Origin of the sequence: Microbacterium sp. MYb72 (assembly GCF_002979415.1) — a bacterium.
Classification (GTDB): domain Bacteria; phylum Actinomycetota; class Actinomycetes; order Actinomycetales; family Microbacteriaceae; genus Microbacterium; species Microbacterium natoriense.
On sequence record NZ_PCOT01000002.1, the window covers coordinates 1 to 25,417 of the forward strand.

Below are 25,417 nucleotides of genomic sequence, written 5' to 3' on the forward strand. Positions count from 1 at the left end.
CCGCGCAGCGGCCGGAGCCAGGCGCAGCTTCGGGTTCACGATCTCGTCGATCGCGAAGTTGATCAACGACAGTCCGGTGCCGATCAGGGCGATGATCGCGCCCGGCGGCACGAACCACCACCACGCACCGCTGCCGACGGCCTGGCCCGTCTGGGCGTCGTTGAGCACGGTCCCCAGCGTGATCGATCCCGTCGGCCCCAGACCGAGATAGGAAAGACCCGCCTCCCCCAGCACTGCGAAGATGACGCCGAAGATGAGCTGGGCCGCCAGCAGCGGCACGAGGTTGGGAAGGATCTCGACGAAGATCACGCGCATCGGCCGCTCCCCGGCGACCACGGCGGCGGCGACGTAGTCGCGCGTCCGCAGCGAGCGTGCGGTGCCCCGAAGCACCACGGCGGATCCTGCCCACCCGGTGACCCCGAGCACGAGGGCCACGAGCAGCGAGCTGCGCGCGAGCGCCCCGAGGCCCTCAGTGTGCTGCACGTAGGCCGCGATGACCATCACGAGCGGCAGACCGGGGATCACGAGCATGATGTTCGTCAGCAGCATCAGCGTCTCGTCGAGGACGCCGCCGAAGTAGCCGGCGAGCACACCGAAGACGAGGGCGAGCACGAGCGACACGACGCCGGCGACGACGCCGACGAACAGCGACCCCTGCGTACCCGTGGCGACCTGCGCGAGCACGTCGTAGCCGAGCTTCGTCGTGCCGAACGGATGCTCCAGGCTGGGCGGGAGCAGCGGATCGAAGTCGGCGTTCCTCGGGTCTCCCGTGAAGAGCGGCCCGAGCAGGCCGAACAGGACGATCGCGACGATGATGACGATGCCCGAGAGCAGCTTGCCCGAGAGCTTGGGGAAGACGCGGCGCGGGCGGTCCGCCCGGGAGACCGCGACGGCATGCGTGGAGTCGGCGACGGGCGCCTCGATCAGATCAGCCATTGCGACGCACCCTCGGGTCGATGAAGCCGTACAGAAGGTCGATGAGGAAGTTCGCCGCCAGCACCGTGAGGGTGATCACGAGGAACACTCCCTGCATGAGGGCGTAGTCGAGGCTCTGCACCGACTGGATCATCAGCTTGCCGATGCCCGGATAGCTGAATACCTGCTCGGTCACGATGGAGCCGGCGACGACGAAGCCCAGCGCGATCCCGAAGCCCGCGAGGCTGGGGATCGATGCGTTGCGGGCCGCGTAGGCGCCGCGGATGCGGGAGGGACGCAGTCCCTTCGCCTCCGCCGTGAGCACGTAGTCCTCCGCCATGGTCTGCACCATCATGTTGCGCATGCCGAGCAGCCAGCCGCCGACCGAGGAGATGACGATCGTCGCGGCGGGGAGCAGCGCATGCACGAAGACGCTCCCGAAGAACGGCAGGCTCCATTCGGGGCCTCCGGGGTACTCGAAGACGTCGTAGGCGCCGATGATGGGCAGTATCCCCAGCTGCACCGAGAACACGGCGACGAGCACGAGGGCGAGCCAGAAGTACGGGATCGACTGCAGGAAGGTCGTGATCGGCACGAGCTGGTCGACCCAGGTACCGCGGAACCATCCCACCCACGCGCCCCCGATGATGCCGAGCACGAAGGAGATGACGGTGGCCGCTCCGACGAGCGTCACCGTCCACGGCAGCGCCGCGGCGATGAGGTCGCTCACCGGGACCGGATACTTGGTCAGGGAGACCCCGAGGTCTCCGTGCAGCATCCGGCCCCAGTAGGCGATGTATTGGTCCCACAGGCTCGATCCCTTGTCACCGCCGAGGAGAGCGGTGACGGCGTCGACCGTCTCCTGCGACAGCTGACGTCCGCCACGGCGGAGCTTGCCCAGCATGATCGCGACAGGGTCGCCCGGAAGCATCCGGGGCAACAGGAAGTTGAGGGAGACGGCTGCCCAGAGCGTCACGACGTAGAACACGATGCGGCGGATCCAGAACTTCACGCCGTCCTCCTCTCGCAGGATCGAACCATGGAACCGGCCTTACTTCTTGACCGGACGCAGGTGCGTCAGGATGACCGCGGATGCCGTGGACAGGTACGGCAGCGGCGCCGCGAACATGTCGCTCTCCGTGGGCCAGCCCGTGAAGTCCGCCGTGTTGAAGAACGACTGCGAGGCGTTCAGCACCACGGGGATGTAGGGCAGATCCTTCGCGATCTCGGTCTGGATCGTTGCGTAGGCCTGCTGCTTCGTCGCCTCGTCGAGCGTGCTTCCCGCCTGGAGCACCGCGGCGTCGACCGTCGCGTTGCTGTAGCGGGCGTAGTTCTGCCCCTTCGTCGGCGTCTCGCCGACCTTGGCCGTGGCGGGAGTGGCGAAGTACTGGTCGTAGTTCGAGAAGGGATCGGCGACGAGCGACTGGGTGAGGCCGTACAGCGCGAGCTGGAACTGGCCGTTCGCGACCTGGCTCCAGTACTCGGTCTCCGAGACGGTGCGGGCGGTCACGCGGATTCCGGCCTTCGCGGCCTGAGAGCTGATCAGCTTCGCGGCGTCGTTGTAGTCGGTCCAGCCGTCCGGCGAGAACAGGTCGAGCTCGATCGGCGTGCCGTCCTTGCCGTAGAAGCCGTCGCTGTCCTTCGTGTAGCCGGCCGCTTCGAGGATCTCCGCCGCCGACGCGGCGTCGGGCTTCTGCGGGCTGGTCGCGAGCTCGGGGTCGCCGAGCCACTTCTCGTCGCGCGGAAGCAGCGCGAAGCTCGGGGACGCCTCACCGGCGAGTCCCGCGAAGGCCTTCGAGGTGATGGCGCTGCGGTCGATGGCGAGGTTCAGCGCCTGACGCACTGCGGGGTCGGTCTGGGCGCCCTCGCAGCCGAGGGACACGTCGGAGCAGGTCGTGATCACCGTCGGGTCCTGCTGCTGGTTCATGGTGCTGATCCGCCCGTTCGACGTGACGCCGTCGGGGTTCGCGATGAACTGGCCGACCCAGTCCAGCTTGCCGGTCTTGAGCAGGTCCTCGGCCGACTGGTTCGAGTCGATGCCGATGTCCTGCACCTCCTTGACGTCGGGCGCGCCCTCGCGGAAGAGCGGATTCGCCTCGAGGGTGTAGGCGGCGTCGGTGAACGACTTGAGCGTGTACGGCCCTGAGCCGACCGGGTCCGTGTTGGTCTCTGTCATGTAGTCGGTGATGTCCGACCAGATGTGCTTCGGGATGATCCACGTCGAGCCGAGGATCATGGAGGTCGCGGTGAACTTGGGCGTCGAGTACGTCACGACGACGGTCGTGGCGTCCGGAGCCTCGGCCGACACCATGTCGGGATCGAGGTTGGAGGCGTATCCCAGGCTGAAGGCGACGTCCTCGGACGTGAGGTCCTTGTCGTCCGACCACTTGAGGTCGGGCTTGATCTTGATGGTGAGGACGGTGCCGTCCTCGTTGAACTCGTATGAGTCGCCGATCAATCCGACGGGTGCGTCCGCCGAGAGCTGGTTGAAGAAGAACAGCGGCTCGTAGATCGCACCGTAGGTCATGTGCGTGGCGGTGTCGACGGCGAACGGGTTGAAGTTGTTGGTGATCGGCGTCATCGATCCGGACCACATCCGCAGCGGGCGGTCACCGGCTGAGGTAGATCCAGCCGGCGCGCACCCGCCCAGGGTGATGGCGAGTGCGGCGGCGCCGGCGACAAGAGGAAGTGCTTTCCTCCAGCGGTTGTCGTGCATGGGAACCTCGTCTCAAGGGCTTCTTTGGCTTGTCGAGCAGAGCGGAAGGGGGATCCGCCCTCGAAGCGAGGTTATAGTAAAGGTCCTTTCCGGTAAAGACCTTTCCAATTATTTTGTGAAGATTCTTTCCGATTGATGACCGCGAGCGACCGCCACGCCCTCGATCACAGGGATCGACGACGAGCGGACCACTCGTGCGAGGTCAGTACCAGATGTCGAGCGCAGGCACGGGGAACGAGGCGAAGGCCCGATCCAGACGCTCTGCGACGTCGGCATCGGCCGCGATCAGCCCGGCCCCGTGGAGCGTCGAGACGCGCACTCCCCCGGCGTACAGCGTGGACAGCACGGCGACGTCCATCGTCGCGTCGACCTCGGCGGCGGACGCAGGCTCGACGGTCGCGACTCCCGACTCGGCGACACGAAGACGCCAGTCTCCCGACGCGAATCCCAGCGCGTCCTCGATGCGCAGCACGACGTCGAGCGGCGCGGAGAAGCGCCGCGCCGACAGCGCGGCGGCGACGTCGAGGATCCTCAGCCAGCCGTGGTCGTGGACCGTCTGCACGACACCGCGCGGGTCCGCGACCAGCCAGGGAAGAGGATCGTCGAGGGGACGCAGTTCCGCGGTGACCTCGTCGACCAGGTCGTGCTGCAGGGCGAACCGCCAGAGCGCAGCCGTCGCATCCGGGGTCTCGGCGACGAGCATCCTCACGTGCAGTCCGAAGCGGAAGGTGCCGCCCTTCTCGCCGAGCGTGTAGACGAGGACGCCGCGGACCGCGCCACTCTCATCGAGGTAGCGGACGCCGCGGACCTTGTCGCGCTCGGAATCGGACGGCGACACGCCTGCGAAGCCCTCCCAGCGCGTGCGCCAGCCCGAGACCTGGCCGGGACGGGTGCGCCGCACGCGGTCGTGCACGACGCCGAGATCGTCGGCAAGCTCCTCGCGTTCGCGGTACTGGATGCGCCCTGCGGGAGACGGCCCCGCCCAGCCGGCACGGCGCGTGTCGACCTCGAAGCGGGACATCGGGATGGCCGAGCCGAATCCATAGCGCCCGTAGATCGTCGCCTCGGAGACGGTGAGACCGGCCATCGGCGCCCCCGCGGACGCCGCGGCGCGGAGCTCCCCCTCGAGCAGCGCTCTGGCGATGCCACGACGTCGGTGTGTCGCGGCCACCGTGACGACGCTGATCGACCACATGTCGATCTCGGAGCCGCCCGGCACGGTGAGCGGGGCGACCCAGGAGTTCACGGTCGCGACGGGGAACTCCGCCGTCGGCGAGGCGGGGTCGAACACCGCCGTGTTGCGCCGCGTCTCGAACGGGGTCTTCCCGTACGCGAGCGCCTCGGCCGTGGGCTCTCCGCCCAGGAAGCCGCGGGACACGGCGCGCTGATAGGTCTTCGCGACGCTCTCATCTGCGAAGTCAACGAGACGGTACTCGAGCCCTGCGGCGGCGAGTCGTTCTGCGGAGATCGGTTCGGTCGGGACGTCTCGGGCATCGAGGGTGGTCATGCCTCTACCGTAGCCGGGGGTTCCGACGCGGGGATCGGCCGAAGCGGTCAGATGTCGACACGGCTTCGATCAGATCAGTGCGCGCTCGCCTGCACCTCGCGGAGACGCGCGAACACCTGATCGCGCAGCTCCTCCGGAGCGGTCTCCTTGCAGGCACGGGCCACGACCTCGGTGAGCGTGGTCGCGACCAGAGCCTCATCGCGGCACGACGGGCAGTTCTCGAGATGCTCGCGGATCTCGGTGTGCTCGGTCTTGCACACCTCGTTGCGGAGGTACTCCTCCAGATCCTGACGGGCCTTGTCGCAGCCGCAGTCGCTCATTTCCTGCTCCTCGTGTCAGCCGCGGCGATGCCCCGCTCTGCGGCGTAGTCGGCCAACAGCTCCCGCAGCATCCGCCTGCCACGGTGCAGACGGCTCATCACGGTGCCGATGGGGGTCTTCATGATGTCGGCGATCTCCTGGTAGGCGAATCCCTCGACGTCGGCGAGGTAGACGGCCAGCCTGAAGTCCTCCGGCACCGCCTGCAGCGCGTCCTTGACGACGGATGCCGGCATGCGGTCGATCGCCTCGGCCTCCGCCGACCGGCTGTGCGACGCCGTGGTCGACTCCGCGCCGCCCAGCTGCCAGTCCTCGAGCTCGTCGATCGTGCCCTGGAACGGCTCGCGCTGCTTCTTGCGGTAGATGTTGATGTACGTGTTCGTGAGGATGCGATAGAGCCACGCCTTGAGGTTCGTGCCCTGCGAGAAGGTCGCCCACGAGCCGTACGCCTTCACGAAGGTCTCCTGCACCAGGTCGGCGGCGTCGGCGGGATTGCGGGTCATGCGCATGGCGGCGGCGTAGAGCTGATCCATGAAGGGGATCGCCTGCTCCTCGAACTCGCGCCGAGGGTCGCTGACCGTGCCTGCGGTTGCGGTGTCATCCATCACGGGCCAGTCTAGGCCGCTGAGGTCGACGAACTCGCGCTCAAGCGTTGCGAGCATCCTCTCTCCTTCTCCCCGAATGCGGCCCCCGTTCGGTCGGGCGCACATCGGTGTTCACTAAAGTGGGAACCGATGAGCGCCAACAGGTATTCCCCTCCCCTCGTCCAGGGCTCTTACGCCGCGCCCGCCATCGACGGCTCCGTGCACGCCACGGTGACCATTCCCGGCTCGAAGTCGCTGACGAACCGCGAGCTGATCATCGCCGCGATCGCCGACGGTCCAGGACGTCTGATCGCCCCGCTGCACTCCGACGACTCCCGCCGCATGGTCGAGGCGCTGCGCGCACTGGGCGTCGGCATCGAAGAGGAGGACACGGGCGGCGAGTTCGGCCCCGACCTCGTCGTGACCCCCGCGAAGCTCACCGGCGGCTCCACCATCGACTGCGGCCAGGCCGGCACCGTGATGCGCTTCATCGCCCCGCTCGCCGGCCTCGCCCAGCACGACGTGCACCTCACGGCCCACGAGACGGCTCTGCACCGCCCCATGGGCGGACTCATCAGCGCACTGCGCGATCTCGGCGTCGACATCGACGACGAGGGCACCTGGGCGCTGCCCTTCACGATCCGCGGCCACGGGCGCATCCGCGGCGGCCGGGTCGAGATCGACGCCTCCGCGTCGAGCCAGTTCGTCTCGGGCCTCCTGCTCGCCGCCCCCCGTTTCGACGTCGGCCTGCACCTGGTCCACACCGGCACGCACCTGCCGAGCCTTCCGCACATCGACATGACGATCGAGGCGCTGAGCCGCCGCGGCATCCGCATCGAGCGACCGGCCACCGGCGAATGGCTCGTGGAGGCCGGGGTGCCCCGCGCCAAGGAGATCGCGATCGAGCCGGATCTCTCCAACGCCGCGCCCTTTCTCGCCGCCGCCCTCGTCACGGGCGGATCCGTCTCCGTCACCGGCTGGCCGGTGCACTCGACGCAGCCGGGCCACCTGCTGCCCGAGATCCTCCAGGCGATGGGCGCCCACGTCGGCCGGCACAGCGGCACGCTGACGGTGCGCGCGGGCTCCGGCATCCGCGGCCTCGATCTCGACCTGTCGGCGGCGAGCGAGCTCACCCCGACTCTCGTCGGACTCGCCGCATTCGCGGACTCCCCCACGACGATCCGCGGCATCGGTCACATCCGCCTTCACGAGACCGATCGGATCGCCGCCCTGATCGGGAACGTCCGTGCTCTCGGCGGTCAGGCCGAAGAACTGCCCGACGGGCTGCGCATCATCCCGAGCGCCCTGCACGGCGGCGTCTGGGCCGCGCATCACGACCACCGCATGGCGACGACCGGAGCGCTCATCGGACTCCGGGTGCCCGGAGTCGAGATCGACGACATCGGCACGACGGCCAAGACGCTCCCCGAGTTCACCGTGCTGTGGGAGCGGATGCTGCGGGGCGACTCCGCGTGAGCTGGCTCTCCGACGACGACGACCTCGAGGACGACTTCGAGGACTACGACGAGAGCAGCATCCGCACGCGTCCCAACCCCAAGGGCAACCGTCCGCGGACCAAGCGCCGGCCGGCGCACGACGACGCGCAGATCGGACGGGTGCTCGGCGTCGACCGCGGCCGCTATTCGGTGCTGATGGGCGAGGATACGCCGGAGGAGCGAGCGATCACCGCGACCAGGGCGCGTGAGCTGCGGCGCACCCCCATCGTCACGGGCGATCGGGCACGCGTCGTCGGCGACACCTCCGGAGACGAGGGGACCCTCGCGAGGATGGTCGGCATCGTCGAGCGCACCTCGCTGCTGCGGCGCAGCGCGGACGACACCGATCAGGTCGAACGGGTGATCGTCGCCAACGCCGACCAGATGCTCGTCGTGGTCGCCGCCGCCGATCCGGAGCCGCGCGCGCGGTTGGTGGACAGATATCTCGTCGCCGCCCTGGATGCCGGCATCCGGCCTCTGCTCGTCGTGACCAAGACCGACCTCGCCGACCCCACGGAGTTCCTCTCGCACTTCGACGGCCTCGACGACCTGCGCGTGTTCACGAGCGCCCAGGAGACCATGCCCGTCGAGGAGATCGGCGCGGCGCTCATCGGACACTCCACCGTGTTCGTCGGCCACTCGGGCGTGGGCAAGTCGACGCTCGTCAACGCTCTCGTGCCGACCGCGGGCCGCGCCACCGGTCATGTGAACCAGGTGACCGGTCGTGGACGGCACACCTCCTCGTCGACCGTGTCGCTGCGCTATCGGACTCCCGAGGGCAGCGGGTGGGTCATCGACACCCCCGGCGTGCGGTCGTTCGGCCTCGGGCACGTCGAGCCCGCGAACATCCTCGCGGCCTTCACCGAGCTCGCGCTGATCGCCGAGAACTGCCCTCGTGGATGCACGCACCTGGCCGATGCGCCGGACTGCGCCCTCATCGAGGCGGCGGACCGCGGAGAGCTGGGAGAGACCGGCCGAGCTCGCCTGGACTCGCTGCAGCGCCTGCTGCAGACGTTCGCCGACAAGGCAGAGCAGACACCGGGACGGTGACGCCGTTCGCGTCCACCGCGTGGACGCGTCATGCCGTCGCCCACCCGGTTGGCCGACGCGACGGCGGGTAGGCTGATCGGGTGACTGTGCGACTGGAACCCGGAACCGCTGCCCCTGACTTCTCCCTCCTCGACCAGGACGGCGAGGCCGTGCGTCTCGCGGACCTCCGTGGAGAGAAGACCGTGCTCTACTTCTACCCTGCCGCGATGACCCCCGGCTGCACGACCCAGGCGTGCGACTTCCGCGACAGCATCTCCTCCCTCCAGGGCGCCGGATACCGCGTCGTCGGCATCTCCCGCGACACCCCGGAGAAGCTCGCGGAGTTCCGTGAGCGCGATGGACTCACCTTCACGCTCCTGAGCGACCCCGACCACGCCGTCCACACCGCCTACGGCGTGTGGGGCGAGAAGATGAACTACGGAAAGGTCATCGAGGGCGTCATCCGCTCGACCTTCGTACTCGACGAGAACGGCACGATCACACTCGCGCTCTACAACGTCAAGGCCACAGGGCACGTCGCCCGGCTGCGCAAGCTCCTCGGCATCGACGCCTGATCGGATGCCGACGGGCGCCCCGGCCCCACGGGCGCGGCGTCAGTCCTCCTGAGGACGCCCGCCCTCGGCGCGCGCGCTGGCGATGAGCAGTGCGAAGCCGATGAGTCCGGGCAGCCCCACGCCGGCGACGAAGGTCCAGGAGATCGGCTGCACGGTGAGCGATGCCAGCGCGAGGGCGATGGCGAGCACCTGGAACACGACTCCTCCCGAGCGCGCCCAGGAGCGCCCCGCCCGCGCGCCGAAGGCGAACGCGATGAAGGCCACTGCACCGATCAGCGTGAGGACGATGAGGGCGAGCGCGGTGGGGAGGGATGCCGCGTCCCCCGCGCCGAGGCCGACCAGCTCGATGAGGGCGAACACGACGAGCGCGAGTCCCTCGACGGCGAGTACCGCAGCGGCGGCGAGAGCGAGTCCTGGTGCACGCACGACGTCTCCTGAGAATCGAATGAGAAGGAGGAAAACCCTTGATTTCGAAGGTTTCATGTAACAGAATAGACAAAGTCATGTGCTCCCACAGCGGCGTGGGGCGGGCTTCCTGCCCGCATCACAAACAGCGAGCATCCGCCCGCATCTGAACAGGGTAGCCGATCCCCGAATGGCCGCCCGAATCCGAGACGTCGCACTGCGACATCTCTTGAAATCCACACCGAGGAGCCCCCATGGACTGGCGCGACAAAGCCGCCTGCCTGACTGTCGACCCCGAGCTTTTCTTCCCCGTGGGGAACACCGGACCGGCCGTGGACCAGATCGAGAAGGCGAAGACCGTCTGCGCCACCTGCACCGTCACCGAGATCTGCCTGCAGTACGCCCTCGAGACCAGCCAGGACTCGGGCGTCTGGGGAGGCCTCTCCGAAGACGAGCGCCGCGCCCTCAAGCGCCGCGCCGCCCGCGCCCGCCGCGCGTCCTGAGACCGACGACGAAGCGGCCCGAGATCCCCTGGATCTCGGGCCGCTTCGTCGTGTCGCGGACTACTTCGTCAGCCAGCGCAGCGGGATGTCGATGACCACTTCGGTCCCCTCCCCCTCGCTGCCGCGCCACTCGATGGTGCCGCCGAGCTCGCCCTGGATGAGCGTGCGGATGATCTGCGTGCCGAGTCCCTGACCGATCCGCCCCTCCGGAAGCCCGTGTCCCGTGTCCCGGACGGTCACCCGCAGGTTCTCCTCCGTGCGGCTGGCGTCGATCGTCACGATGCCCTCCTGCCCGGCGAGACCATGCTCGACCGCGTTCGTGACGACCTCGGTCAGCGCGAGCGCGAGCGGAGTGGCGTACTCACTCGGCAGCACTCCGAACCGGCCTGTCGACTGGGTGCGGGCGCGCGTGTTCGGCGCCGAGGCGACCTCCGCGACGAGCTTCAGCACCCGATGGAAGACCTCGTCGAAATCGACCTTCTGGGTGAGCCCCTGGGCGAGCGTGTCGTGCACGACGGCAATCGAGTCGACGCGGCGCATGGCCTGGGTCAGCGCGTCCCTCGCCTCGTCCGAATGGGTGCGACGCGCCTGGATGCGCAGCAGAGAGGCGACGGTCTGCAGGTTGTTCTTCACCCGGTGATGGATCTCGCGGATCGTCGCATCCTTGGTGATGAGCTCCTGCTCCTGGTGGCGCAGCTCGGAGACGTCGCGGCACAGCACGATGGCGCCGATGCGGGTGCCGTGGTCCTTGAGCGGGATCGCCCGCAACGACACGGTGACGCCGCGCGCCTCGATGTCGGTGCGCCACGGCGCTCGGCCGGTGACGACCACGGGCAGCGACTCGTCGACCTGACGAGAAGGCGGGACCAGGCGCGTCGTGACCTCCGCGAGCGACTCGCCCTCGAGCTCGTCGTCGAAGCCCATGCGGTTGAAGGCCGACAGCGCGTTGGGGCTCGCGAAGGTCGTGATGCCGTCGACGTCGATCCGGATCAGCCCGTCGGACGCACGCGGCGCCCCTCGGCGCGGTGACGTGGGCGCGGCGAGGTCGGGGAAGCTCCCGTCGGCGATCATGCGGAACAGATCGTTCGCGCATTCGTCGAACGTGATCTGCTGACGCGAGGGGGTGCGCGCCTCTCCGAGGTTGGTGTGCCTGGTCACGACGCCGATGACGGATGTCGAACGCTCCGCACCCCGGCGGTCGTTCAGGATCGGCACCGCGCGGACGCGGGTCGGCGTCTCCTCGAACCAGTCGGGAGAAGAGGAGTCGACGATCTCCCCCGACTCGAACGCGCCCTGCACCTGGGTGCGCCATTGCGGTCGTACCCGCTCGCCGACGATGTCACGGTAGAACAGGGTGGCCGCGCCGCTCGGACGTGCGTGCGCGACGGCCATGAAGGAGCCGTCCTCCGTCTGGATCCACACGACGATGTCGGCGGAGGCGAGGTCCGCGAGGAGCTGACCGTCGCCGGCGAGGCGGTGAAGCCATTCGACGTCGTTGTCGGTCAGGCGGCCCTGCGCTTGGGCGAGATCACTGAGGGTTGACACCCCCCAAGCCTACTGGGGCCGCGCCTCGTACCCGGCAGGTCAGAGCACAGCGAGGGAGGTGGCTCGCCAGCGGCGATCCACCCCGTCGAGGCGGATGGCCACGGCGCGTGTCCGCCCTGGGCCCGCCACGACCACGACGGCCTCCACGACGCCGTCGACCGGCTCGGCGGTACGGATCGATCGGATGTCGAAGGTCGGGCGCGCAGGCGAAACCCCCCTCGCGCTGCGCGCCCTTGCCGACAGGTTCGCCCTGGCCACCAGGCTCCGGAATGCGTCTTCGCTGAACCAGCGGGCGAGCTGATCGACCTCTCTGACCCCGGCGAGGACCTCGAGGACGCCCTGGGTGAGACTGCGCAGCAGCGGAACGGGGTCCGGCAGTTCGGCGCGGGGCGTCGGCTGCGGTGCGAAGTACTCGTGAAGCGTCATCGTCGTGCTCTCGATCGGGGAAAGACTGCGGCAAGTAGAGCACGGGGGCCGTGGCCTGCAGCTCATGCCTCATGATGAATGTGGATAACTCGTACGCACTTCTGACGGGTCCTTTAGTCTCGGTCAGATGCACTGGGACAGACTGTTCGACGACCTCGAAGGCCAGCTCGCCGCGGAGTGGGAGGCGGAGCGGGCGACGCTCGATGCGGAATCGGAACGGCTGCGGATCTCCCGCCTCGATCTGCGCAGCCGGCTGCGGCTGCTGTGCGCGGAAGGGACCGCGGTGACCCTGGACCTCCCCGGCATCGGCCGATGCGGTCTGCTGCTGCGCTCGCTGGGAGCGGATTGGACCGCGGCGACCGTCACGGCCGCCGACGGCGCGTCTGCAGCAGCGACGGTGCGGATCGTTCCCCTGCATGCGATCCGCGGGCTCGCCACGGACCACGGTTCGCTGCTCGGAAGCCTCGACGACTCGGCCGCGCAGGAGCGATCGATGCGAGAGCGGATGACCCTGGGCTTCATCCTCCGCGATCTCGCCCGTCGTCGTGTGCCCGTGCACCTCACGACGATCGACGGCGAGCGGCTGCACGGCACCGTGGATCGAGCCGGCTCAGACCATCTCGATCTCGCCGTGCATGATCGCGGGGCCGCCAGACGAGCGAGCGCCGTGCACGGATTCCGCATCGTGCCCTTCACGGCGCTCTCCGCCGTGGACCTCTCAGGGGATCAGCTGCCCTGAGCGGACGACGTCCCCCAGACCTCAGGGAAGCTCGCTTCGTTCGACTGACGCCACAGGGCCATGCGCCTGGCCTCCTCCGACTGCTCGGCGAGATACTCGGCGAGGCTCGGCTCCTCGACGCGCCAGCGCGCGGGCGAGCCCAGCTGCGACCCCCGCAGTCTCCCCGCGTAGATCAGCGCGACCACCTCATCGACCTCGATGCTCAACAGCTCCGCCACCTGGGCGGGCGCCAGGAAGCGCGGCGCGGGAGCATCGGAGTCGACCATGCGTCCATTCTCCACCGGACCGAGGAGGAACCTCCCCTCGACATCGACCTGTGGAGAACTTTCGAGGCTCTCGTCCGGATTCTGTGACCATATGGCCATGACATCCCTGACACGATCCCGCCGCGCCTTCTGGGGCGACGTGCGTTTCCTGATCGGCATAGCGCTCGTCGTGATCTCCATCGCGGGGGTCTGGGCGATCGTGTCCTCATCCGGGCGCACGACACCGGTGCTCCAGGCCCATCGCACCATCGTCGAGGGCGAGGCGCTGTCCTCCGCGGACTTCCAGGCGGTGGACGTGAGTCTGGGAGCCCTCACCGATGACTACCTCGCACCACAGGACCTGAAGGCCGGCGAGGTGGCGGCACGGACACTCGCCGAGGGAGAGCTCGTCCCCGCCACCGCGATCGCCACGGCCGAGAGCAGCCGACGCACGACGATCGTGGTCGAGAGCGGCACCGGCATCCCCGAAGACGTCTCGACCGGAACCCCCGTCGACCTCTGGCAGGCGCCTCCGCTGCCTGACGGCCGGGGTTTCGACGTCCCGCGCATCCTCGTCTCCGACGTCGTCATCGGCACGGTCGTCGAGGCGGAGGGGATGCTGGCCTCAGACACGGCGATGGTGGAGGTCGTCATCGATCGCGCCGACGTGGCCGACGTCCTCGCCGCGATCACGGGCGGCGCGGCGTTGTCCGTCGTACCCATCGGAGCGACGCCGTGAGCACGGTCGTCGTCGCGATCGCCGAGCCCAGGGCGAGCATCCTCGCGGCCGAGCTCGAGCTCGAGGGCGTGCGTGTCGCCGCGGTGACCGAGCCGGGGGCGATCCTGCCCCTGCCCGATGGCGTCATCGCCGTGATCGCTCCCGGCACGCGGGCGGTGCTCAGTCCTGCTCTCATCGCCGCATGCGACCGGGCCGGAGTGCGCATCATCCCCGTGGGAGACGGCGACGATCGTGTTCTCTCCCGTTACGGTCTGCCACCCGCGCTCCCGGCGGCCTCCGCCGGCTGGGAGATCGCCGAAGCACTCGCCGCCGATGCTCCGGAGGTCGTTCCGCGCCCCGCAGAACGTCCGCGTCGAGTCATCACGATCTGGGGTCCTGCCGGGGCGCCCGGTCGCTCGACCCTGGCGGTGCAGCTCGCCGTCGAGATCTCGCGCACGGGGCGCCGCACCGCCCTCATCGACGCCGACACCGTCGCGCCGTCGATCGCACTCCTGCTCGGGCTCGGCGACGATGCTCCCGGCATCGCCGCCGCATGTCGCCGTGCGGAGCTCGGAGCCCTCGACGGCGCCGAGCTGACCAGACTGTGCAGCATCGTCGAGACGAGCGGCGGGGAGATCGACGTCCTGTCCGGCATCAACCGCCCCAGCCGATGGCCGGAGCTCTCCGCTGCGCGCCTTCGAGCGGCGCTGCAGGCATGCCGCGGTTGGGCCGACGAGACGATCGTCGACGTGGCCGCCGCCTTCGACGCCGATGAGGAGGCGACCTACGACCTCGTCGGGCCGCGTCGCCACGCCGCCACCATGGCCGCGCTCCAGGAGGCCGATGCGATCGTCGCCGTCGCCGCGGCCGACCCGCTCGGAATCAGCCGCTTCCTGCGAGAGCATGCCGAGCTGCGTCGACTCACGTCGCCCACGCCCGTCACGGTCGTCGTCAACCAGGTGCGCCCCGGCCCTCTGGGCATCGATGCTCGCGGACAGATCCGGCGCACGCTCGATCGCTTCGCCGGTATCACCGACGTCTCGTTCCTGCCGTTCGATCGGCGCTCCACCGACGCCGCGCTGCTCCACGCGGGGCCCGTCGCCGATGTCGTCCCCCGTTCGACGCTCGTCGCCGCTGTCCGCCGCCTCGCGACGTCGCTCTCCCCGTCAGCGGCGACTACTGCCGATAGCTCGAGAGGAAGTTCCCCAGCCGCTCGACCGCTTCGGCGAGCACGCGCGGCTCGGGAAGCGTGACCACCCTGAGGTGATCGGGCGTCGGCCAGTTGAAGCCCGTCCCCTGCACGAGCAGGATGTGCTCCGAGACCAGCAGATCGTAGATGAGCTTGGCGTCGTCGCGGATCTCGTGCACGTTCGGATCGAGTCGAGGGAAGGCGTAGAGGGCACCCTGAGGCTTCACGCAGGAGACCCCGGGGATCGACTCCAGCCCCTCCCACGCGACGTCGCGCTGCTCGTGCAGGCGCCCGGTCGGCGCGATCAGCGCGTCGATCGACTGCACTCCGGAGAGCGCCGCCTGCACCGCGTACTGCGAGGGGACGTTGGGGCACAGCCGTGTGGAGGCGAGGAGGGTGATGCCCTCGATGAACCCCTTGGCATGCGACTTCGGTCCGGTGATCACCATCCACCCCGAGCGATAGCCGGCCACGCGGTACGTCTTGGACAGCCCGTTGAAGGTGAGGCAGAGAAGATCCGGCGCGAGCGTGGCCGTGGGGATGTGCACGGCGTCGTCGAACAGGATGCGGTCGTAGATCTCGTCCGACAGCAGCAGCAGTTCGTGCTCGCGCGCGATCTGCACCATTCCCTCGAGGATCTCCTTCGAGTACACGACGCCGGTCGGGTTGTTCGGATTGATGATGACCAGCGCCTTGGTCTGCGGCGTGATCTTCGAGCGGATGTCCTCGAGCGACGGCTGCCACTCGTCGTCTTCGTCGCACAGATAGTGCACCGGGGTGCCGCCGGCCAGGCTGGTCATCGCGGTCCACAGCGGGTAGTCCGGGGCCGGGATCAGCACCTCGTCGCCCTCGTCGAGGAGAGCCTGCATGGTCATGGTGATGAGTTCGGAGACCCCGTTGCCGAGGTAGACGTCATCCGGATCGAAACGCGGGAAGCCCTCGATCTCCTCGTACCGGCTGACGACCGCACGACGGGCGGAGACGATGCCCTTGCTGTCGCTGTAGCCGTGGGCGGTGGGAAGCGCGGCGAGCATGTCGCGGACGATCTGGTGCGGAGCCTCGAACCCGAAGATCGCGGGGTTGCCCGTGTTGAGCTTGAGGACCCGATGGCCCTCCGCCTCGAGCCGCGCCGCCTCGACGAGGGCGTTTCCGCGGATCTCGTACAGGACGTTCTTGAGCTTCGACGACTGGTCGAAGTGGCGCGATGGTGTCATCGCCCAAGCCTAGCGCCGCTTCGAGACCTCCTCGTCACGCTCGCGAGGCCGCGCTGCGCAGCGCGGCCTCATGCGCCTCTCGCTCGCGTCGGCTGGTGTCGATGTGAGCGAGAGCCAGTGCGCTCGCCCGCTCGCCGTCCCGGGCACTGATCGCCTGGAACAGAGCCTCGTGCTCGTCGGTGACGTGCACGAGGTCGTCGTGCTGGGAGAGTCCCCAGCGCAGTCTGCTGCGCATGCTCCGCATCAGGTCCTGCAGCAGGCGGTTCTCGGCCAGCGCGGTGACGACCTCGTGGAAGTCCGCGGCGGCGCGCCGCGACGTGACCCGATCCTCGATGACGGCGCTGCTCTTCTCCGCCTCGAGCGCCCTCCGTAGCTCCTCGAGTCCGTCTCGGCGATGGCGCTCCGCGGCGAGACGGAAGGCCAGCGGTTCGAGCACCGCACGCACCTCGTCGAGATCCGTCATGTCGGCGGAGGTGAACTCGCGAACCACCGCCCAGGTACGGGGCCGCAGGATGACGAGCCCCTCCCCCTCGAGCACCTTCAGAGCATCGCGGACAGGAACGCGGCTCACGCCGAACTCCGCAGCGAGGTCGCGCTCGATGAGCCTGCTTCCCGGTTCGCGCACGCCGTCGAGGATGGCTCCGCGGATCCAGTCCGCGACTCTGGTCGATTCGAGGACCCGCTCTTCTGCAGTGCTCACCCCGTCATTCTTCCACCGGGTTCCGCCGAGACCCGATCAGCGGTGCGCGGGTCCTCCACTCGACGTCGCCGGCTCTGACGATGCCCTCGTCGAGCCTCGCAGCGGCCCCAGCGCGGATCCCCCGCGCCCTCCCACGACGAAGGGGCCGATCCGTGCGGATCGACCCCTTCGTCTTCGTGGGCTACTTCTTCTTCTTGCCCTGCGCCCTGCGCTGCTCGCGGTTGCCCGCGGCCGGCGCCGGGGCGGCGGCATCCGTCTTCTGGCCGAAGGCGCCGCGCGGGGCCTCGGCCTCCGCCTCGGGCTGCTCCGCCGCTGCGCGTGCGGCCGCGGCCTGGCGGAGACGCTCGGTCGCAGCCTGCTGGACCTGCCCTCGATCGTTGCGCACCTCGACCTCGCCGGCGTCGTTCGCCGCGGAGTACTCGAGTCGCTGCTCGCCGCCGCCCTCGGAGAGACCCTTGGCCTCGACCTCTGCGGTCTCGGCGTCTCCCGCGCGACGGACCTCGACCTCGAGGTTGTAGAGGTAGCCGACCGACTCCTCCTTGATCTGCCCCATCATGGACTGGAACATCGCGTAGCCCTCGCGCTGATACTCGATCAGCGGGTCGCGCTGCGCCATCGCCCTGAGGCCGATGCCGTCCTTGAGGTAGTCCATCTCGTAGAGGTGGTCGCGCCAGCGGCGGTCGAGCACCTGCAGCACGACGCGGCGCTCGAGCTCGCGGGTCGCCGCCTCGCCGAGGGACTCCTCCCGCTTCTCGTAGGCGATCGTCGCGTCGGACAGCAGCTCACGGGTGAGGCCGTCTGCGGAGATGCCGCCCTTGCGGCCCTGGGCTTCGGCGACGACCTCGTCGATCGTCACGCCCACCGGGTAGAGCGTCTTCAGCTCGGTCCAGAGCGCGTCGAAGTCCCAGCTCTCGTTGTGGCCCTCGCCGGTGTGGTCGTTCACGACTCCGGTGATCGCGTCCTCGATGAAGTGCTGCACGCGGTCGGCGATGTCATCGCCCTGCAGGATGTGGCGGCGGTCGGCGTAGATCGCCTCGCGCTGACGGTTGAGCACGTCGTCGTACTTGAGGACGTTCTTGCGCATCTCGGCGTTGCGCGCCTCGACCTGCGACTGCGCGCTGCGGATCGCGCGAGACACCAGGCCGGACTCGATCGGCACGTCGTCGGGGAAGTTGGTGCGGTTGAGGATCGCCTCCGCCGCCCCCGACTGGAACAGGCGCATGAGGTCGTCGGTGAGGCTCAGGTAGAAGCGGCTCTCACCGGGGTCGCCCTGACGACCCGAGCGGCCTCGGAGCTGGTTGTCGATCCGTCGCGACTCGTGACGCTCGGTGCCGAGGACGTAGAGCCCGCCGGCCTCGATGACCTTCTCGGCCTCCTCGGCGACGACGGACTTGGTCGCGGCGTACGCCTCGTCCCAGGCGACCTCGTACTCCTCGGGGGTCTCGACCGGGTCGAGCCCCTTGGACTTGAGCTCCTGCACGGCGAGGAACTCCGCGTTGCCGCCGAGCATGATGTCGGTACCGCGACCGGCCATGTTCGTGGCGACGGTGACGGCGCCCAGACGACCGGCGCGGGCGACGATCTCGGCCTCGCGAGCGTGGTTCTTCGCGTTGAGGACCTCGTGCTTGACGCCCTTCTTGGCGAGCAGGCGGGAGAGGTACTCGCTCTTCTCGACGCTCACCGTGCCGACCAGCACCGGCTGACCGCTGGCATGGCGCTCGGCGATGTCCTCGACGACCTGCGCGAACTTCGCGGTCTCGTTCTTGTAGACGAGATCGGCCTGGTCCTTGCGGATCATCGGCCTGTTGGTCGGGATCGGGATGACGCCGAGCTTGTAGGTGGACATGAACTCCGCCGCCTCGGTCTCGGCGGTACCGGTCATGCCTGCGAGCTTGTCGTAGAGGCGGAAGTAGTTCTGCAGCGTCACCGTGGCGAGGGTCTGGTTCTCCGCCTTGACGGGGACGCCCTCCTTGGCCTCGATGGCCTGGTGGATGCCCTCGTTGTAACGGCGTCCGACCAGGATGCGGCCGGTGTGCTCGTCGACGATCATGACCTCGTCGTTCATGACGACGTAGTCGGTGTCCTTCTTGAACAGGGCGAGCGCCTTGATCGAGTTGTTCAGGAACGAGATCAGCGGGGTGTTCGCGGACTCGTACAGGTTGTCGATGCCGAGGTAGTCCTCGACCTTCTCGATGCCGGGCTCCAGGACGCCGACGGTGCGCTTCTTCTCGTCGACCTCGTAGTCCTCGCCGACCTCGAGGGTCCGGGCGATCTTCGCGAACTCGGCGAACCAGCGGTTCGCCTCTCCCGACGACGGACCGGAGATGATCAGCGGCGTGCGCGCCTCGTCGATGAGGATCGAGTCGACCTCGTCGACGATCGCGAAGTAGTGCTCGCGCTGCACGAGGTCTTCCTTGCGCCACGCCATGTTGTCGCGCAGGTAGTCGAAGCCGAACTCGTTGTTCGTGCCGTAGGTGATGTCGGCGGCGTACTGCTCACGGCGCACGGCGGGCGTCTGCCCGGAGACGATGATGCCCGTCGTCATCCCGAGCGCGCGGTACACGCGGCCCATGAGCTCGGCCTGGTAGGAGGCGAGGAAGTCGTTGACCGTGATGACGTGCACGCCCTCGCCGGCGATCGCGTTCAGGTAGGCGGGGAACGTGGCGACGAGGGTCTTGCCCTCACCGGTCTTCATCTCGGCGATGTTGCCCAGGTGGAGGGCCGCGCCGCCCATGATCTGCACGTCGTACGCGCGCATGCCGAGTGTGCGCTTGGCCGCCTCGCGGACAGCGGCGAACGCCTCGGGCATGAGCTGGTCGAGTGTCTCGCCTGCCGCGTACCGCTCGCGCAGCACGGTCGTCTCGTCGCGCAGCTCGTCATCGGTGAGCTTGGAGATGTCCTCTTCCAGCGCATTCACCGCCTTGACGACCTGGTTCAGACGACGGATGACCCGCCCTTCACCGGCGCGCAGCAGCTTCTCAAGAGGATTGGCCACGGATGTCATCTCCCTGTCAGTGGGTGAACAGCCCGCTCGCCGCACGGCGAACAGCAGGCATACGTGCTCATGTTACCGGTCTGTGACCTGCAGATCGTCTGCACGCCGTCTCAGCGGCCCGTGCGGTACCCCGGATGCACGTCGCGATCGACCCCGTGGGCCTCGGCGAGCTTGCCCAGGAGCTCCGCGAGCGTCGTGCGCTCCTGCTCCGTCAGCACCTCGATCGTCGCCGCTTCGTGCGCCGCACCGACCGTGCGCATCTCGGCGAGCACCTCTCGCCCTCGGGCGTCCAGCTCGAGCCGCTGGACCCGCCGATCGGACTGGCTGCGCACCCTCCGCACGAGCCCCTTCTCCTGCAGGGAGTCGATCAGCGCCACCACACGGCTCGGAACGACGCCGAGCTGGCCGGCGAGCTCCTGCTGACTGAGCCCGTCCGACTGCGCGATGAGGCGCAGGATGCCGAGATCGCTCGGCTGCACGCCCAGCGGCGCCACCCGCTCGGCGAATCGCTGGCTGACGGCGGATCCCACCTGGGAGAGCAGGAACGCGATGCGTCGGAATGGCGGGGTGGAGGGTGCGGGCATGTCGACAGTTTATCCACCCACAGTAATCATTCTGTGCTATGAATGATTCATGACTACGACTGAAACGTCGACGGCATCCACCCGTCGCCAGCCCGGCCCGCCTCTCGCACCGATCGCAATCGTCACCATGGCGCTGTTCATGATGTCGCTCACGATCCCGCTGCTCCTCGCGGGCACGACCTACCCCTCCCCGTTCGGCGAGGATCGGGCGATCCTGGACTACTTCCGCCAGAACACCGCCGCCACGACCATCACCGCCCTCCTGCAGTTCGCCGCCGCCCTGCCCCTCGCCATCTACGCGGCGGTCTCGACGACACGGTTGAACCGTCTCGGGATCCGCGCGCCGGGAGTCTCGATCGCCTTCGCCGGCGGCATCCTCTCCTCCGCAGCCATGACGATCTCGGCGTTCGCATCCTGGGGCCTCACACGACCGGCGACCCTCGCGGACGACGCTCTCGTGCGCACGCTCCACGACCTCGCGTTCATCTCCGGCGGGCCAGGCGCCGTCGTCCCCCTGGGTCTTCTCGTGGCAGGCATCGCCGTTCCGGGGCTGCTCGCTGGGCTACTCCCCCGCTGGCTCGCGATCACCGGTCTCGTCCTCGCGGGGATCGCCGTCCTCGGCACGCTCGCCGTCGCCGTGCCCGCTCTCGCTGTGCTCCTGCCCATCGCGAGGTTCCCCTCGATGGTGTGGTTGATCATCGCCGCGCTCCGACTCCCGAAGGAGCGCGCACCGCGGAACCGCACGTCCTGACGGCGCGGGGGTTCCCCTGCATACCCGGTATCCATATACTCGGTATGCCCGCTTCACGCTCAGGGAGGTCCCCCATGTCGGTTCGTCAGAGCCTGCTCGCCATCCTCGATCAGGGCGCCTGCTACGGCTACCAGCTGCGCCATGAGTTCGATCGTCGCACCGGGTCGACCTGGCCGCTGAACGTCGGTCAGATCTACAACACCCTGGAGAGGCTCGAACGCGACGGCCTCGTCGAACGCGGCGACGCCGACGAGCAGGGGCACATCTACTGGCAGATCACCGAGGCGGGCTCGGCGGAGGTCGCCGACTGGTTGTCCTCCCCTGTCGTGCGCGCACAGGCGACGAGGGACGAGCTCGCGATCAAGCTGGCCGTGGCGGCGACCCTGCCCGGGGTCGACGTCGCCGGCGTGATCCAGACCCAGCGCACCGCGTCGCTCACGCAGCTGCAGACTCTGCAGCGCGCGAAGTACGCCGGCGGCGACCCCGAGGGGCCGGAGGAGCTGTCCTGGGCTCTCGTCATCGACTCGATGATCTTCGCGGCAGAGGCGGAGGTGCGCTGGTTGGACCACACCGAGCAGCGGCTCGCGCTGCACCCGCGGCACACCATGGGACTCGAGCTCACCGCTGATCGGCCCAAGCGAGGCCGTCCGGCGAAGACGGATGCCGCACTCGCCGGCGCCGAGCAGAGCTGATGACCGAGACGGTGCTCCGACTCGTCGGAGTGACCCAGCAGTACGGACAGGGAGCGACCGCGGTGTCGGCCCTGTCCGGCGTCGATCTCGACGTATCCCGCGGCGAGCTCGTCGCGGTCATGGGCGCCTCCGGATCGGGGAAGTCGACTCTTCTCTCGATTGCAGGGGGCCTGGCGAAGCCGACGACCGGAGAGGTCATCATCGAGGGTGCGTACCTCAGCGAGCAGTCGCCGAAGGAGCTCGCGCAGCTCCGTCGCCGGTCGCTCGGCTTCGTCTTCCAGGACTTCAACCTCATCCCCACCCTCTCCGCGATCGAGAACGTGACTCTTCCGCTCGAGCTCGACGGGTTCCGCAACGGCGTGGCCAGGCGGGCCGCGGAGGAGGCGCTGTTCTCCGTGGGCCTCGCCGACAGGATCGACGCCTATCCCGACGACCTCTCCGGAGGTCAGCAGCAGCGGGTCGCGATCGCCAGGGCCGTCGTCGGAGGACGCAGGCTGATCCTCGCCGACGAGCCCACCGGCGCCCTCGACTCGGTCACCGGCGAGCTGGTGCTGAGGATGCTGCGGGAGAGGATCGACGCCGGTGCCGCCGGCATCCTCGTGACCCACGAGGCCCGCCACGCGGCGTTCGCCGACAGGATCGTGTTCCTCCGCGACGGACGCATCGTGGACGAGACCAGACGCCAGGGCGCGGAGGTCCTGCTCGCGGGCAGCGGGAGATGACCCGCGGCGGATCCGGTGCGCGCTGGCGCGTGGCCGCGCGACTGGCCCGGCGTCAGGTGCGCAGGGCGATGCTGTCGAGCATCCTCATCGGGGTGCTCATCATGCTGCCGATCGCCGCGATGACCGCGTACGCGATCATCGCGGCCAGCACGATCGCCACCCCACAGGAGCGCGTCACCAGCGAGCTGGGGCGCGCCGAGGCCTGGATCGCGGTGAAGGGGCTCCCCGGCGACGGCTTCTGGCAGTCGCCGACGCAGCCGGACTGGACCGGCTACTCGTCGGATCTCGTCGACGCCCCGTCCGGTACCGCCGTCGCCGACCCGATGGCTCTCCTGCCGGAGGGAACCGCCGCCATCCCCCTCGTCGAGGGCACGGTGCGCGTCGTCACCCCCGACGGCGTGACCGGGATGCCCGCCTGGTCCGGGGAGTCCTGGGATCCGCGACTGTCGGGGCGGTTCGACCTCATCGACGGACGGAGGCCGAACGACGCCCGGGAGGCTCTTGCGACACCCGCGACGATGACGCGGCTGCAGATTTCCGTCGGAGATGCCGTCACCCTCGCCGAGAGCGGATCGAGGTTCACGGTCGTCGGGACGATGAGCGCCGCTCCTCTCGCAGACGATGTCCCCGCTCTCTTCCTCCCGTCGTCCGACGCTCTCGCCGGAGAGAAGCGCTGGTACCTTCCCGAGCACGAACTGGGCTGGAGCGACGTCACGTCCTTGAACGAGCAGGGGATCGTCGCGTTCTCCCGCACGGTGGTTCTGGACCCGCCCGACCTCCGCGGCACGGACGCGGAGCTCCCCTACGACGAGTACTGGTCTGCGCGGTACTCGATGCTCATCATCCTCTCCGCCGCCGGGGTGTTCGCCGCCTACGTGGTGGTCATGCTCGCGGGTGCCGCGTTCGCCGTGTCCGCCCGGCGCCAGCAGCATGCGCTCGCGGTCGCGGCGAGCGTCGGCGCCTCGTCGGGCGACCTGCGCAGGATCGTGGTCCTGCAGGGCACGATGCTCGGGTCGATCGGGGGCGTCGTCGGGGCGGTCATCGGCGTCGGCGCCGCCGCCCTGATCCTGCGGATGCTCGACGACGGATCAGCGACCGCGTTCCCCGGGTTCCACCTCCCCTGGGAGTTCCTCCTCGCGATCCTCGTGTTCGCCGTCATCGTGGGAACGGTGTCTGCCGCGACTCCTGCGCACACCGTGGCGCGCTCCGACGTCCTGGGCGCGCTGCGCGGCTCGCGCCGCCCTCAGACGCCCCGAGCATCCCGACCGGTGCTCGGGTCCGCGCTCATGCTCCTCGGCGTCGCCGTCACGATCGGCTCGGCTCTCGCGGTCGTCGCGGTGACCTCCTCGGACCTCCCGTGGGACTCGCCGCTGCGCACGATCCCGCCGGTCGGCATCGTGGTCGGCCCGATCGTCGCGCAGATCGGCATCCTGCTCTCCGGGCGCTGGCTGCTCTGGATCACCGCACGCGCGATGTCCCGGATCGGGCTGGCCGCCCGTCTCGCCGCGCGGGACGCCTCGACGAACGCCTCGCGCACCGTTCCGGCGTTCGCTGCCATCGCCGCTACCGTCTTCATCGGCGTCTTCGCGCTCGGCGCGTACTCGATGCAGAATGCGCAGTCCGCACGGAACTGGTTCTACCAGGCGCCCGTCGGGAGCATGTCCGTCGCCTTCCAGCCTTCGGACACGGCCGGTCCCTTCGCGCTCACCACGGAGCAGGCCGCCGATGCCGAGACGGCGGCCAGAGAGCTCGCGCACGCGGCGAGCGCCACCGGCATCGCGACCATCGGCGCCCAGGTGCCCGTCTGGATCTACCCGTCAGCCGACGAGGTCCCCGACGACGTCGTCTCGGCGATCGCCCTGCTGCCCGACGAGCATCTCATCGACCCCACGGAACAGGACTCCTACACGTCTCGCGGACAGGATCCGTCGAACCCGCTCTCGGTGATCGCGCCGGAGGAGATCGAGACGGCTCTCGGTGTCCGACTGACCCCGCAGCAGCTGCGGGACTACCGCGACGGCGCCGCGCTCTCCGCCGATCCGCGCTTCGTCACCGACGGGTCCGTCGAGCTCGCCGCGTGGACGGGTGCGCAGGCGTACGAGGGAGGGATGCCGGACAACATCTGGATCTCCGCGGAATCCGTCGATCACGCCCCTGTCTGGCAGAAGACGATCCCGGCGATCTCGGTGCCGCTCCCCCTTCAGCCGACCCTGATCGCGATCGCACCCGACACCGCGGCGTCGCTCGGCATCGCCTGGCAGCCGCGATCTCTCGTCGCGTCCTTCGACTCGCCGCCGTCGGCCGAGACCCGCGACCGCATCATGTCGGAGGCGGACACGCTCAGCACCTCCTCCTGGGCGCTCACCGCCGGATGGGAGCAGGGTCCCCCCGACGATGCGATGTGGATGGCGCCGATCATCGCCGCCGTCGCGACGCTGGTCCTCGGCGCCAGCGCGGTGGCGCTCAGCCTCGCGCGGGTCGAACGCCGGCCCGATGACGCCACGCTCTCCGCTGTGGGAGGGACGGCGGGTCTGCGCCGCCGCATCGGATTCTGGCAGGGCCTGATCATCGCCGGGTTCGGCACGATCGCCGGAGCGGCGGCCGGGGTGCTCCCGCCGATCGGGTTCGCCATCCAGTCGCGCGGCGACCTTCTCCTGGCTGATGCGCCCTGGACCGTGCTCGCGCTCTTCGTGCTCGCTCTGCCGGTGAGCATCGCGCTGGTGAGCTGGCTCGTGCCTCCCCGCAGACCCGAGCTGATCCGACGAACCTCGATCGCCTGACACGCTGTGAGCGAACCGGCGCGCTCTCAGGCGGATGCACAGCCTGCGCATTCGCACGGATTACTAGGAT

25 protein-coding genes are annotated in these 25,417 nt (G+C 69.1%); 11 read left to right on the forward strand and 14 right to left on the reverse strand.

The window, feature by feature from the left end; translation table 11 throughout:
• The 6 genes from CQ047_RS01060 to CQ047_RS01085 form a co-directional block, all read right to left on the reverse strand.
• The coding region (locus CQ047_RS01060; protein WP_105672434.1) for an ABC transporter permease at positions 1 to 936 on the reverse strand (936 nt) is incomplete at its 3' end.
• Positions 929 to 1,927, reverse strand: coding sequence for an ABC transporter permease (locus CQ047_RS01065; RefSeq protein ID WP_105672435.1), 999 nt, complete (start codon positions 1,925 to 1,927; stop codon positions 929 to 931). The genes CQ047_RS01065 and CQ047_RS01060, both read right to left, overlap by 8 nt.
• 39 nt (positions 1,928 to 1,966) lie before the next feature.
• Positions 1,967 to 3,496, reverse strand: a complete 1,530-nt coding sequence (locus CQ047_RS01070) for an ABC transporter substrate-binding protein (RefSeq protein WP_223586675.1) — start codon at positions 3,494 to 3,496, stop codon at positions 1,967 to 1,969.
• Positions 3,497 to 3,833: 337 nt separating this feature from the next.
• On the reverse strand, positions 3,834 to 5,138 hold the full coding sequence (locus tag CQ047_RS01075) for a GNAT family N-acetyltransferase (protein ID WP_105672437.1): 1,305 nt from the start codon (positions 5,136 to 5,138) through the stop codon (positions 3,834 to 3,836).
• A 74-nt stretch (positions 5,139 to 5,212) separates the two neighbouring features.
• The gene (locus tag CQ047_RS01080; RefSeq protein ID WP_105672438.1) at positions 5,213 to 5,458 is read right to left on the reverse strand and encodes a zf-HC2 domain-containing protein; all 246 of its coding nucleotides are present in this window, start codon (positions 5,456 to 5,458) and stop codon (positions 5,213 to 5,215) included.
• Entirely contained in the window at positions 5,455 to 6,117 is a 663-nt protein-coding gene (locus tag CQ047_RS01085) for a sigma-70 family RNA polymerase sigma factor (RefSeq protein ID WP_105672439.1), read from the reverse strand. The genes CQ047_RS01080 and CQ047_RS01085 overlap by 4 nt, the downstream gene beginning before the upstream one ends.
• 72 nt (positions 6,118 to 6,189) lie before the next feature.
• On the opposite strand from CQ047_RS01085, the gene aroA reads away from it, so the two are divergent.
• From aroA to bcp, 3 genes are all read left to right on the forward strand, one after another.
• Positions 6,190 to 7,515 carry a 3-phosphoshikimate 1-carboxyvinyltransferase gene (gene aroA / locus CQ047_RS01090; protein WP_105672440.1) on the forward strand — a complete coding sequence of 442 codons (1,326 nt, stop codon included), beginning with the start codon at positions 6,190 to 6,192 and terminating at the stop codon, positions 7,513 to 7,515.
• On the forward strand, positions 7,512 to 8,585 hold the full coding sequence (gene rsgA, locus CQ047_RS01095; RefSeq protein ID WP_105672609.1) for a ribosome small subunit-dependent GTPase A: 1,074 nt from the start codon (positions 7,512 to 7,514) through the stop codon (positions 8,583 to 8,585). Before aroA ends, rsgA begins: the two co-directional genes overlap by 4 nt.
• Positions 8,586 to 8,665: 80 nt before the next feature.
• Positions 8,666 to 9,139: a thioredoxin-dependent thiol peroxidase gene (bcp, locus tag CQ047_RS01100; RefSeq protein ID WP_105672441.1), complete on the forward strand. Its 474-nt coding sequence runs from the start codon at positions 8,666 to 8,668 to the stop codon at positions 9,137 to 9,139.
• Positions 9,140 to 9,178: 39 nt separating this feature from the next.
• Here the strand turns inward: bcp and CQ047_RS01105 are convergent, their stop codons facing one another.
• Positions 9,179 to 9,565 carry a hypothetical protein gene (locus CQ047_RS01105; RefSeq protein ID WP_105672442.1) on the reverse strand — a complete coding sequence of 129 codons (387 nt, stop codon included), beginning with the start codon at positions 9,563 to 9,565 and terminating at the stop codon, positions 9,179 to 9,181.
• A gap of 233 nt (positions 9,566 to 9,798) precedes the next feature.
• Here CQ047_RS01105 and CQ047_RS01110 point away from each other — a divergent pair, with 233 nt between their 5' ends.
• A complete protein-coding gene (locus tag CQ047_RS01110) occupies positions 9,799 to 10,047 on the forward strand; it encodes a WhiB family transcriptional regulator (RefSeq protein WP_017203224.1) in 249 nt (82 codons plus the stop codon).
• Between the two features lie 60 nt (positions 10,048 to 10,107).
• Here CQ047_RS01110 and CQ047_RS01115 read toward each other — a convergent pair whose 3' ends face one another.
• Both CQ047_RS01115 and CQ047_RS01120 read right to left on the reverse strand, forming a co-directional pair.
• Complete coding sequence (locus tag CQ047_RS01115) at positions 10,108 to 11,592, reverse strand: sensor histidine kinase (protein ID WP_105672443.1); 1,485 nt, start codon at positions 11,590 to 11,592, stop codon at positions 10,108 to 10,110.
• A gap of 39 nt (positions 11,593 to 11,631) precedes the next feature.
• A complete protein-coding gene (locus tag CQ047_RS01120; protein WP_105672444.1) occupies positions 11,632 to 12,018 on the reverse strand; it encodes an Rv3235 family protein in 387 nt (128 codons plus the stop codon).
• A gap of 127 nt (positions 12,019 to 12,145) precedes the next feature.
• Here CQ047_RS01120 and CQ047_RS01125 point away from each other — a divergent pair, with 127 nt between their 5' ends.
• A complete protein-coding gene (locus CQ047_RS01125) occupies positions 12,146 to 12,757 on the forward strand; it encodes a hypothetical protein (RefSeq protein ID WP_105672445.1) in 612 nt (203 codons plus the stop codon).
• Here CQ047_RS01125 and CQ047_RS01130 read toward each other — a convergent pair.
• Positions 12,745 to 13,023, reverse strand: a complete 279-nt coding sequence (locus tag CQ047_RS01130) for a helix-turn-helix domain-containing protein (protein WP_105672446.1) — start codon at positions 13,021 to 13,023, stop codon at positions 12,745 to 12,747. The two genes, CQ047_RS01125 and CQ047_RS01130, sit on opposite strands and share 13 nt — an antisense overlap.
• Before the next feature lie 97 nt (positions 13,024 to 13,120).
• Between CQ047_RS01130 and CQ047_RS01135 the strand changes: the two genes are divergently transcribed.
• Positions 13,121 to 13,741 (forward strand): SAF domain-containing protein, encoded by a 621-nt coding sequence (locus CQ047_RS01135; protein ID WP_105672610.1) that lies wholly within the window; start codon positions 13,121 to 13,123, stop codon positions 13,739 to 13,741.
• The gene (locus CQ047_RS01140; protein ID WP_105672447.1) at positions 13,738 to 14,973 is read left to right on the forward strand and encodes a P-loop NTPase; all 1,236 of its coding nucleotides are present in this window, start codon (positions 13,738 to 13,740) and stop codon (positions 14,971 to 14,973) included. Before CQ047_RS01135 ends, CQ047_RS01140 begins: the two co-directional genes overlap by 4 nt.
• On the opposite strand, the gene CQ047_RS01145 is transcribed toward CQ047_RS01140, so the two are convergent.
• The 4 genes from CQ047_RS01145 to CQ047_RS01160 all read right to left on the reverse strand — a co-directional run bounded on the left by CQ047_RS01145 (position 14,897) and on the right by CQ047_RS01160 (position 20,402).
• Positions 14,897 to 16,123 carry a pyridoxal phosphate-dependent aminotransferase gene (locus tag CQ047_RS01145; protein WP_105672448.1) on the reverse strand — a complete coding sequence of 409 codons (1,227 nt, stop codon included), beginning with the start codon at positions 16,121 to 16,123 and terminating at the stop codon, positions 14,897 to 14,899. The genes CQ047_RS01140 and CQ047_RS01145 overlap by 77 nt on opposite strands.
• Positions 16,124 to 16,157: 34 nt before the next feature.
• On the reverse strand, positions 16,158 to 16,823 hold the full coding sequence (locus CQ047_RS01150) for a GntR family transcriptional regulator (RefSeq protein ID WP_105672449.1): 666 nt from the start codon (positions 16,821 to 16,823) through the stop codon (positions 16,158 to 16,160).
• Between the two features lie 181 nt (positions 16,824 to 17,004).
• Positions 17,005 to 19,818: a preprotein translocase subunit SecA gene (gene secA / locus CQ047_RS01155; RefSeq protein WP_105672611.1), complete on the reverse strand. Its 2,814-nt coding sequence runs from the start codon at positions 19,816 to 19,818 to the stop codon at positions 17,005 to 17,007.
• 110 nt (positions 19,819 to 19,928) lie between these two features.
• The gene (locus tag CQ047_RS01160; protein ID WP_105672450.1) at positions 19,929 to 20,402 is read right to left on the reverse strand and encodes a MarR family winged helix-turn-helix transcriptional regulator; all 474 of its coding nucleotides are present in this window, start codon (positions 20,400 to 20,402) and stop codon (positions 19,929 to 19,931) included.
• 49 nt (positions 20,403 to 20,451) lie between these two features.
• Between CQ047_RS01160 and CQ047_RS01165 the strand changes: the two genes are divergently transcribed.
• The 4 genes from CQ047_RS01165 (at position 20,452) to CQ047_RS01180 (ending at position 25,347) form a co-directional block, all read left to right on the forward strand.
• The gene (locus CQ047_RS01165; protein WP_219844576.1) at positions 20,452 to 21,153 is read left to right on the forward strand and encodes a hypothetical protein; all 702 of its coding nucleotides are present in this window, start codon (positions 20,452 to 20,454) and stop codon (positions 21,151 to 21,153) included.
• Between the two features lie 74 nt (positions 21,154 to 21,227).
• Positions 21,228 to 21,845: a PadR family transcriptional regulator gene (locus tag CQ047_RS01170; RefSeq protein ID WP_105672452.1), complete on the forward strand. Its 618-nt coding sequence runs from the start codon at positions 21,228 to 21,230 to the stop codon at positions 21,843 to 21,845.
• Positions 21,845 to 22,567 carry an ABC transporter ATP-binding protein gene (locus CQ047_RS01175; RefSeq protein WP_105672453.1) on the forward strand — a complete coding sequence of 241 codons (723 nt, stop codon included), beginning with the start codon at positions 21,845 to 21,847 and terminating at the stop codon, positions 22,565 to 22,567. The genes CQ047_RS01170 and CQ047_RS01175 overlap by 1 nt, the downstream gene beginning before the upstream one ends.
• Entirely contained in the window at positions 22,564 to 25,347 is a 2,784-nt protein-coding gene (locus tag CQ047_RS01180; RefSeq protein WP_105672454.1) for an FtsX-like permease family protein, read from the forward strand. Before CQ047_RS01175 ends, CQ047_RS01180 begins: the two co-directional genes overlap by 4 nt.
• Positions 25,348 to 25,417: the final 70 nt, after the last annotated feature.

What these genes read in the sequence shown, in the direction of transcription:
- CQ047_RS01070 (WP_223586675.1), bottom strand. Translation starts at nt 3,496, where the DNA reads ATGACGCCGATCACCAACAACTTCAACCCGTTCGCCGTCGACACCGCC.
- CQ047_RS01075 (WP_105672437.1), bottom strand. Translation starts at nt 5,138, where the DNA reads ATGACCACCCTCGATGCCCGAGACGTCCCGACCGAACCGATCTCCGCA.
- CQ047_RS01080 (WP_105672438.1), bottom strand. Translation starts at nt 5,458, where the DNA reads ATGAGCGACTGCGGCTGCGACAAGGCCCGTCAGGATCTGGAGGAGTAC.
- CQ047_RS01085 (WP_105672439.1), bottom strand. Translation starts at nt 6,117, where the DNA reads ATGCTCGCAACGCTTGAGCGCGAGTTCGTCGACCTCAGCGGCCTAGAC.
- aroA (WP_105672440.1), top strand. Translation starts at nt 6,190, where the DNA reads ATGAGCGCCAACAGGTATTCCCCTCCCCTCGTCCAGGGCTCTTACGCC.
- CQ047_RS01110 (WP_017203224.1), top strand. Translation starts at nt 9,799, where the DNA reads ATGGACTGGCGCGACAAAGCCGCCTGCCTGACTGTCGACCCCGAGCTT.
- CQ047_RS01120 (WP_105672444.1), bottom strand. Translation starts at nt 12,018, where the DNA reads ATGACGCTTCACGAGTACTTCGCACCGCAGCCGACGCCCCGCGCCGAA.
- CQ047_RS01125 (WP_105672445.1), top strand. Translation starts at nt 12,146, where the DNA reads ATGCACTGGGACAGACTGTTCGACGACCTCGAAGGCCAGCTCGCCGCG.
- CQ047_RS01130 (WP_105672446.1), bottom strand. Translation starts at nt 13,023, where the DNA reads ATGGTCGACTCCGATGCTCCCGCGCCGCGCTTCCTGGCGCCCGCCCAG.
- CQ047_RS01135 (WP_105672610.1), top strand. Translation starts at nt 13,121, where the DNA reads ATGACATCCCTGACACGATCCCGCCGCGCCTTCTGGGGCGACGTGCGT.
- CQ047_RS01145 (WP_105672448.1), bottom strand. Translation starts at nt 16,123, where the DNA reads ATGACACCATCGCGCCACTTCGACCAGTCGTCGAAGCTCAAGAACGTC.
- CQ047_RS01160 (WP_105672450.1), bottom strand. Translation starts at nt 20,402, where the DNA reads ATGCCCGCACCCTCCACCCCGCCATTCCGACGCATCGCGTTCCTGCTC.
- CQ047_RS01165 (WP_219844576.1), top strand. Translation starts at nt 20,452, where the DNA reads ATGACTACGACTGAAACGTCGACGGCATCCACCCGTCGCCAGCCCGGC.
- CQ047_RS01170 (WP_105672452.1), top strand. Translation starts at nt 21,228, where the DNA reads ATGTCGGTTCGTCAGAGCCTGCTCGCCATCCTCGATCAGGGCGCCTGC.
- CQ047_RS01175 (WP_105672453.1), top strand. Translation starts at nt 21,845, where the DNA reads ATGACCGAGACGGTGCTCCGACTCGTCGGAGTGACCCAGCAGTACGGA.
- CQ047_RS01180 (WP_105672454.1), top strand. Translation starts at nt 22,564, where the DNA reads ATGACCCGCGGCGGATCCGGTGCGCGCTGGCGCGTGGCCGCGCGACTG.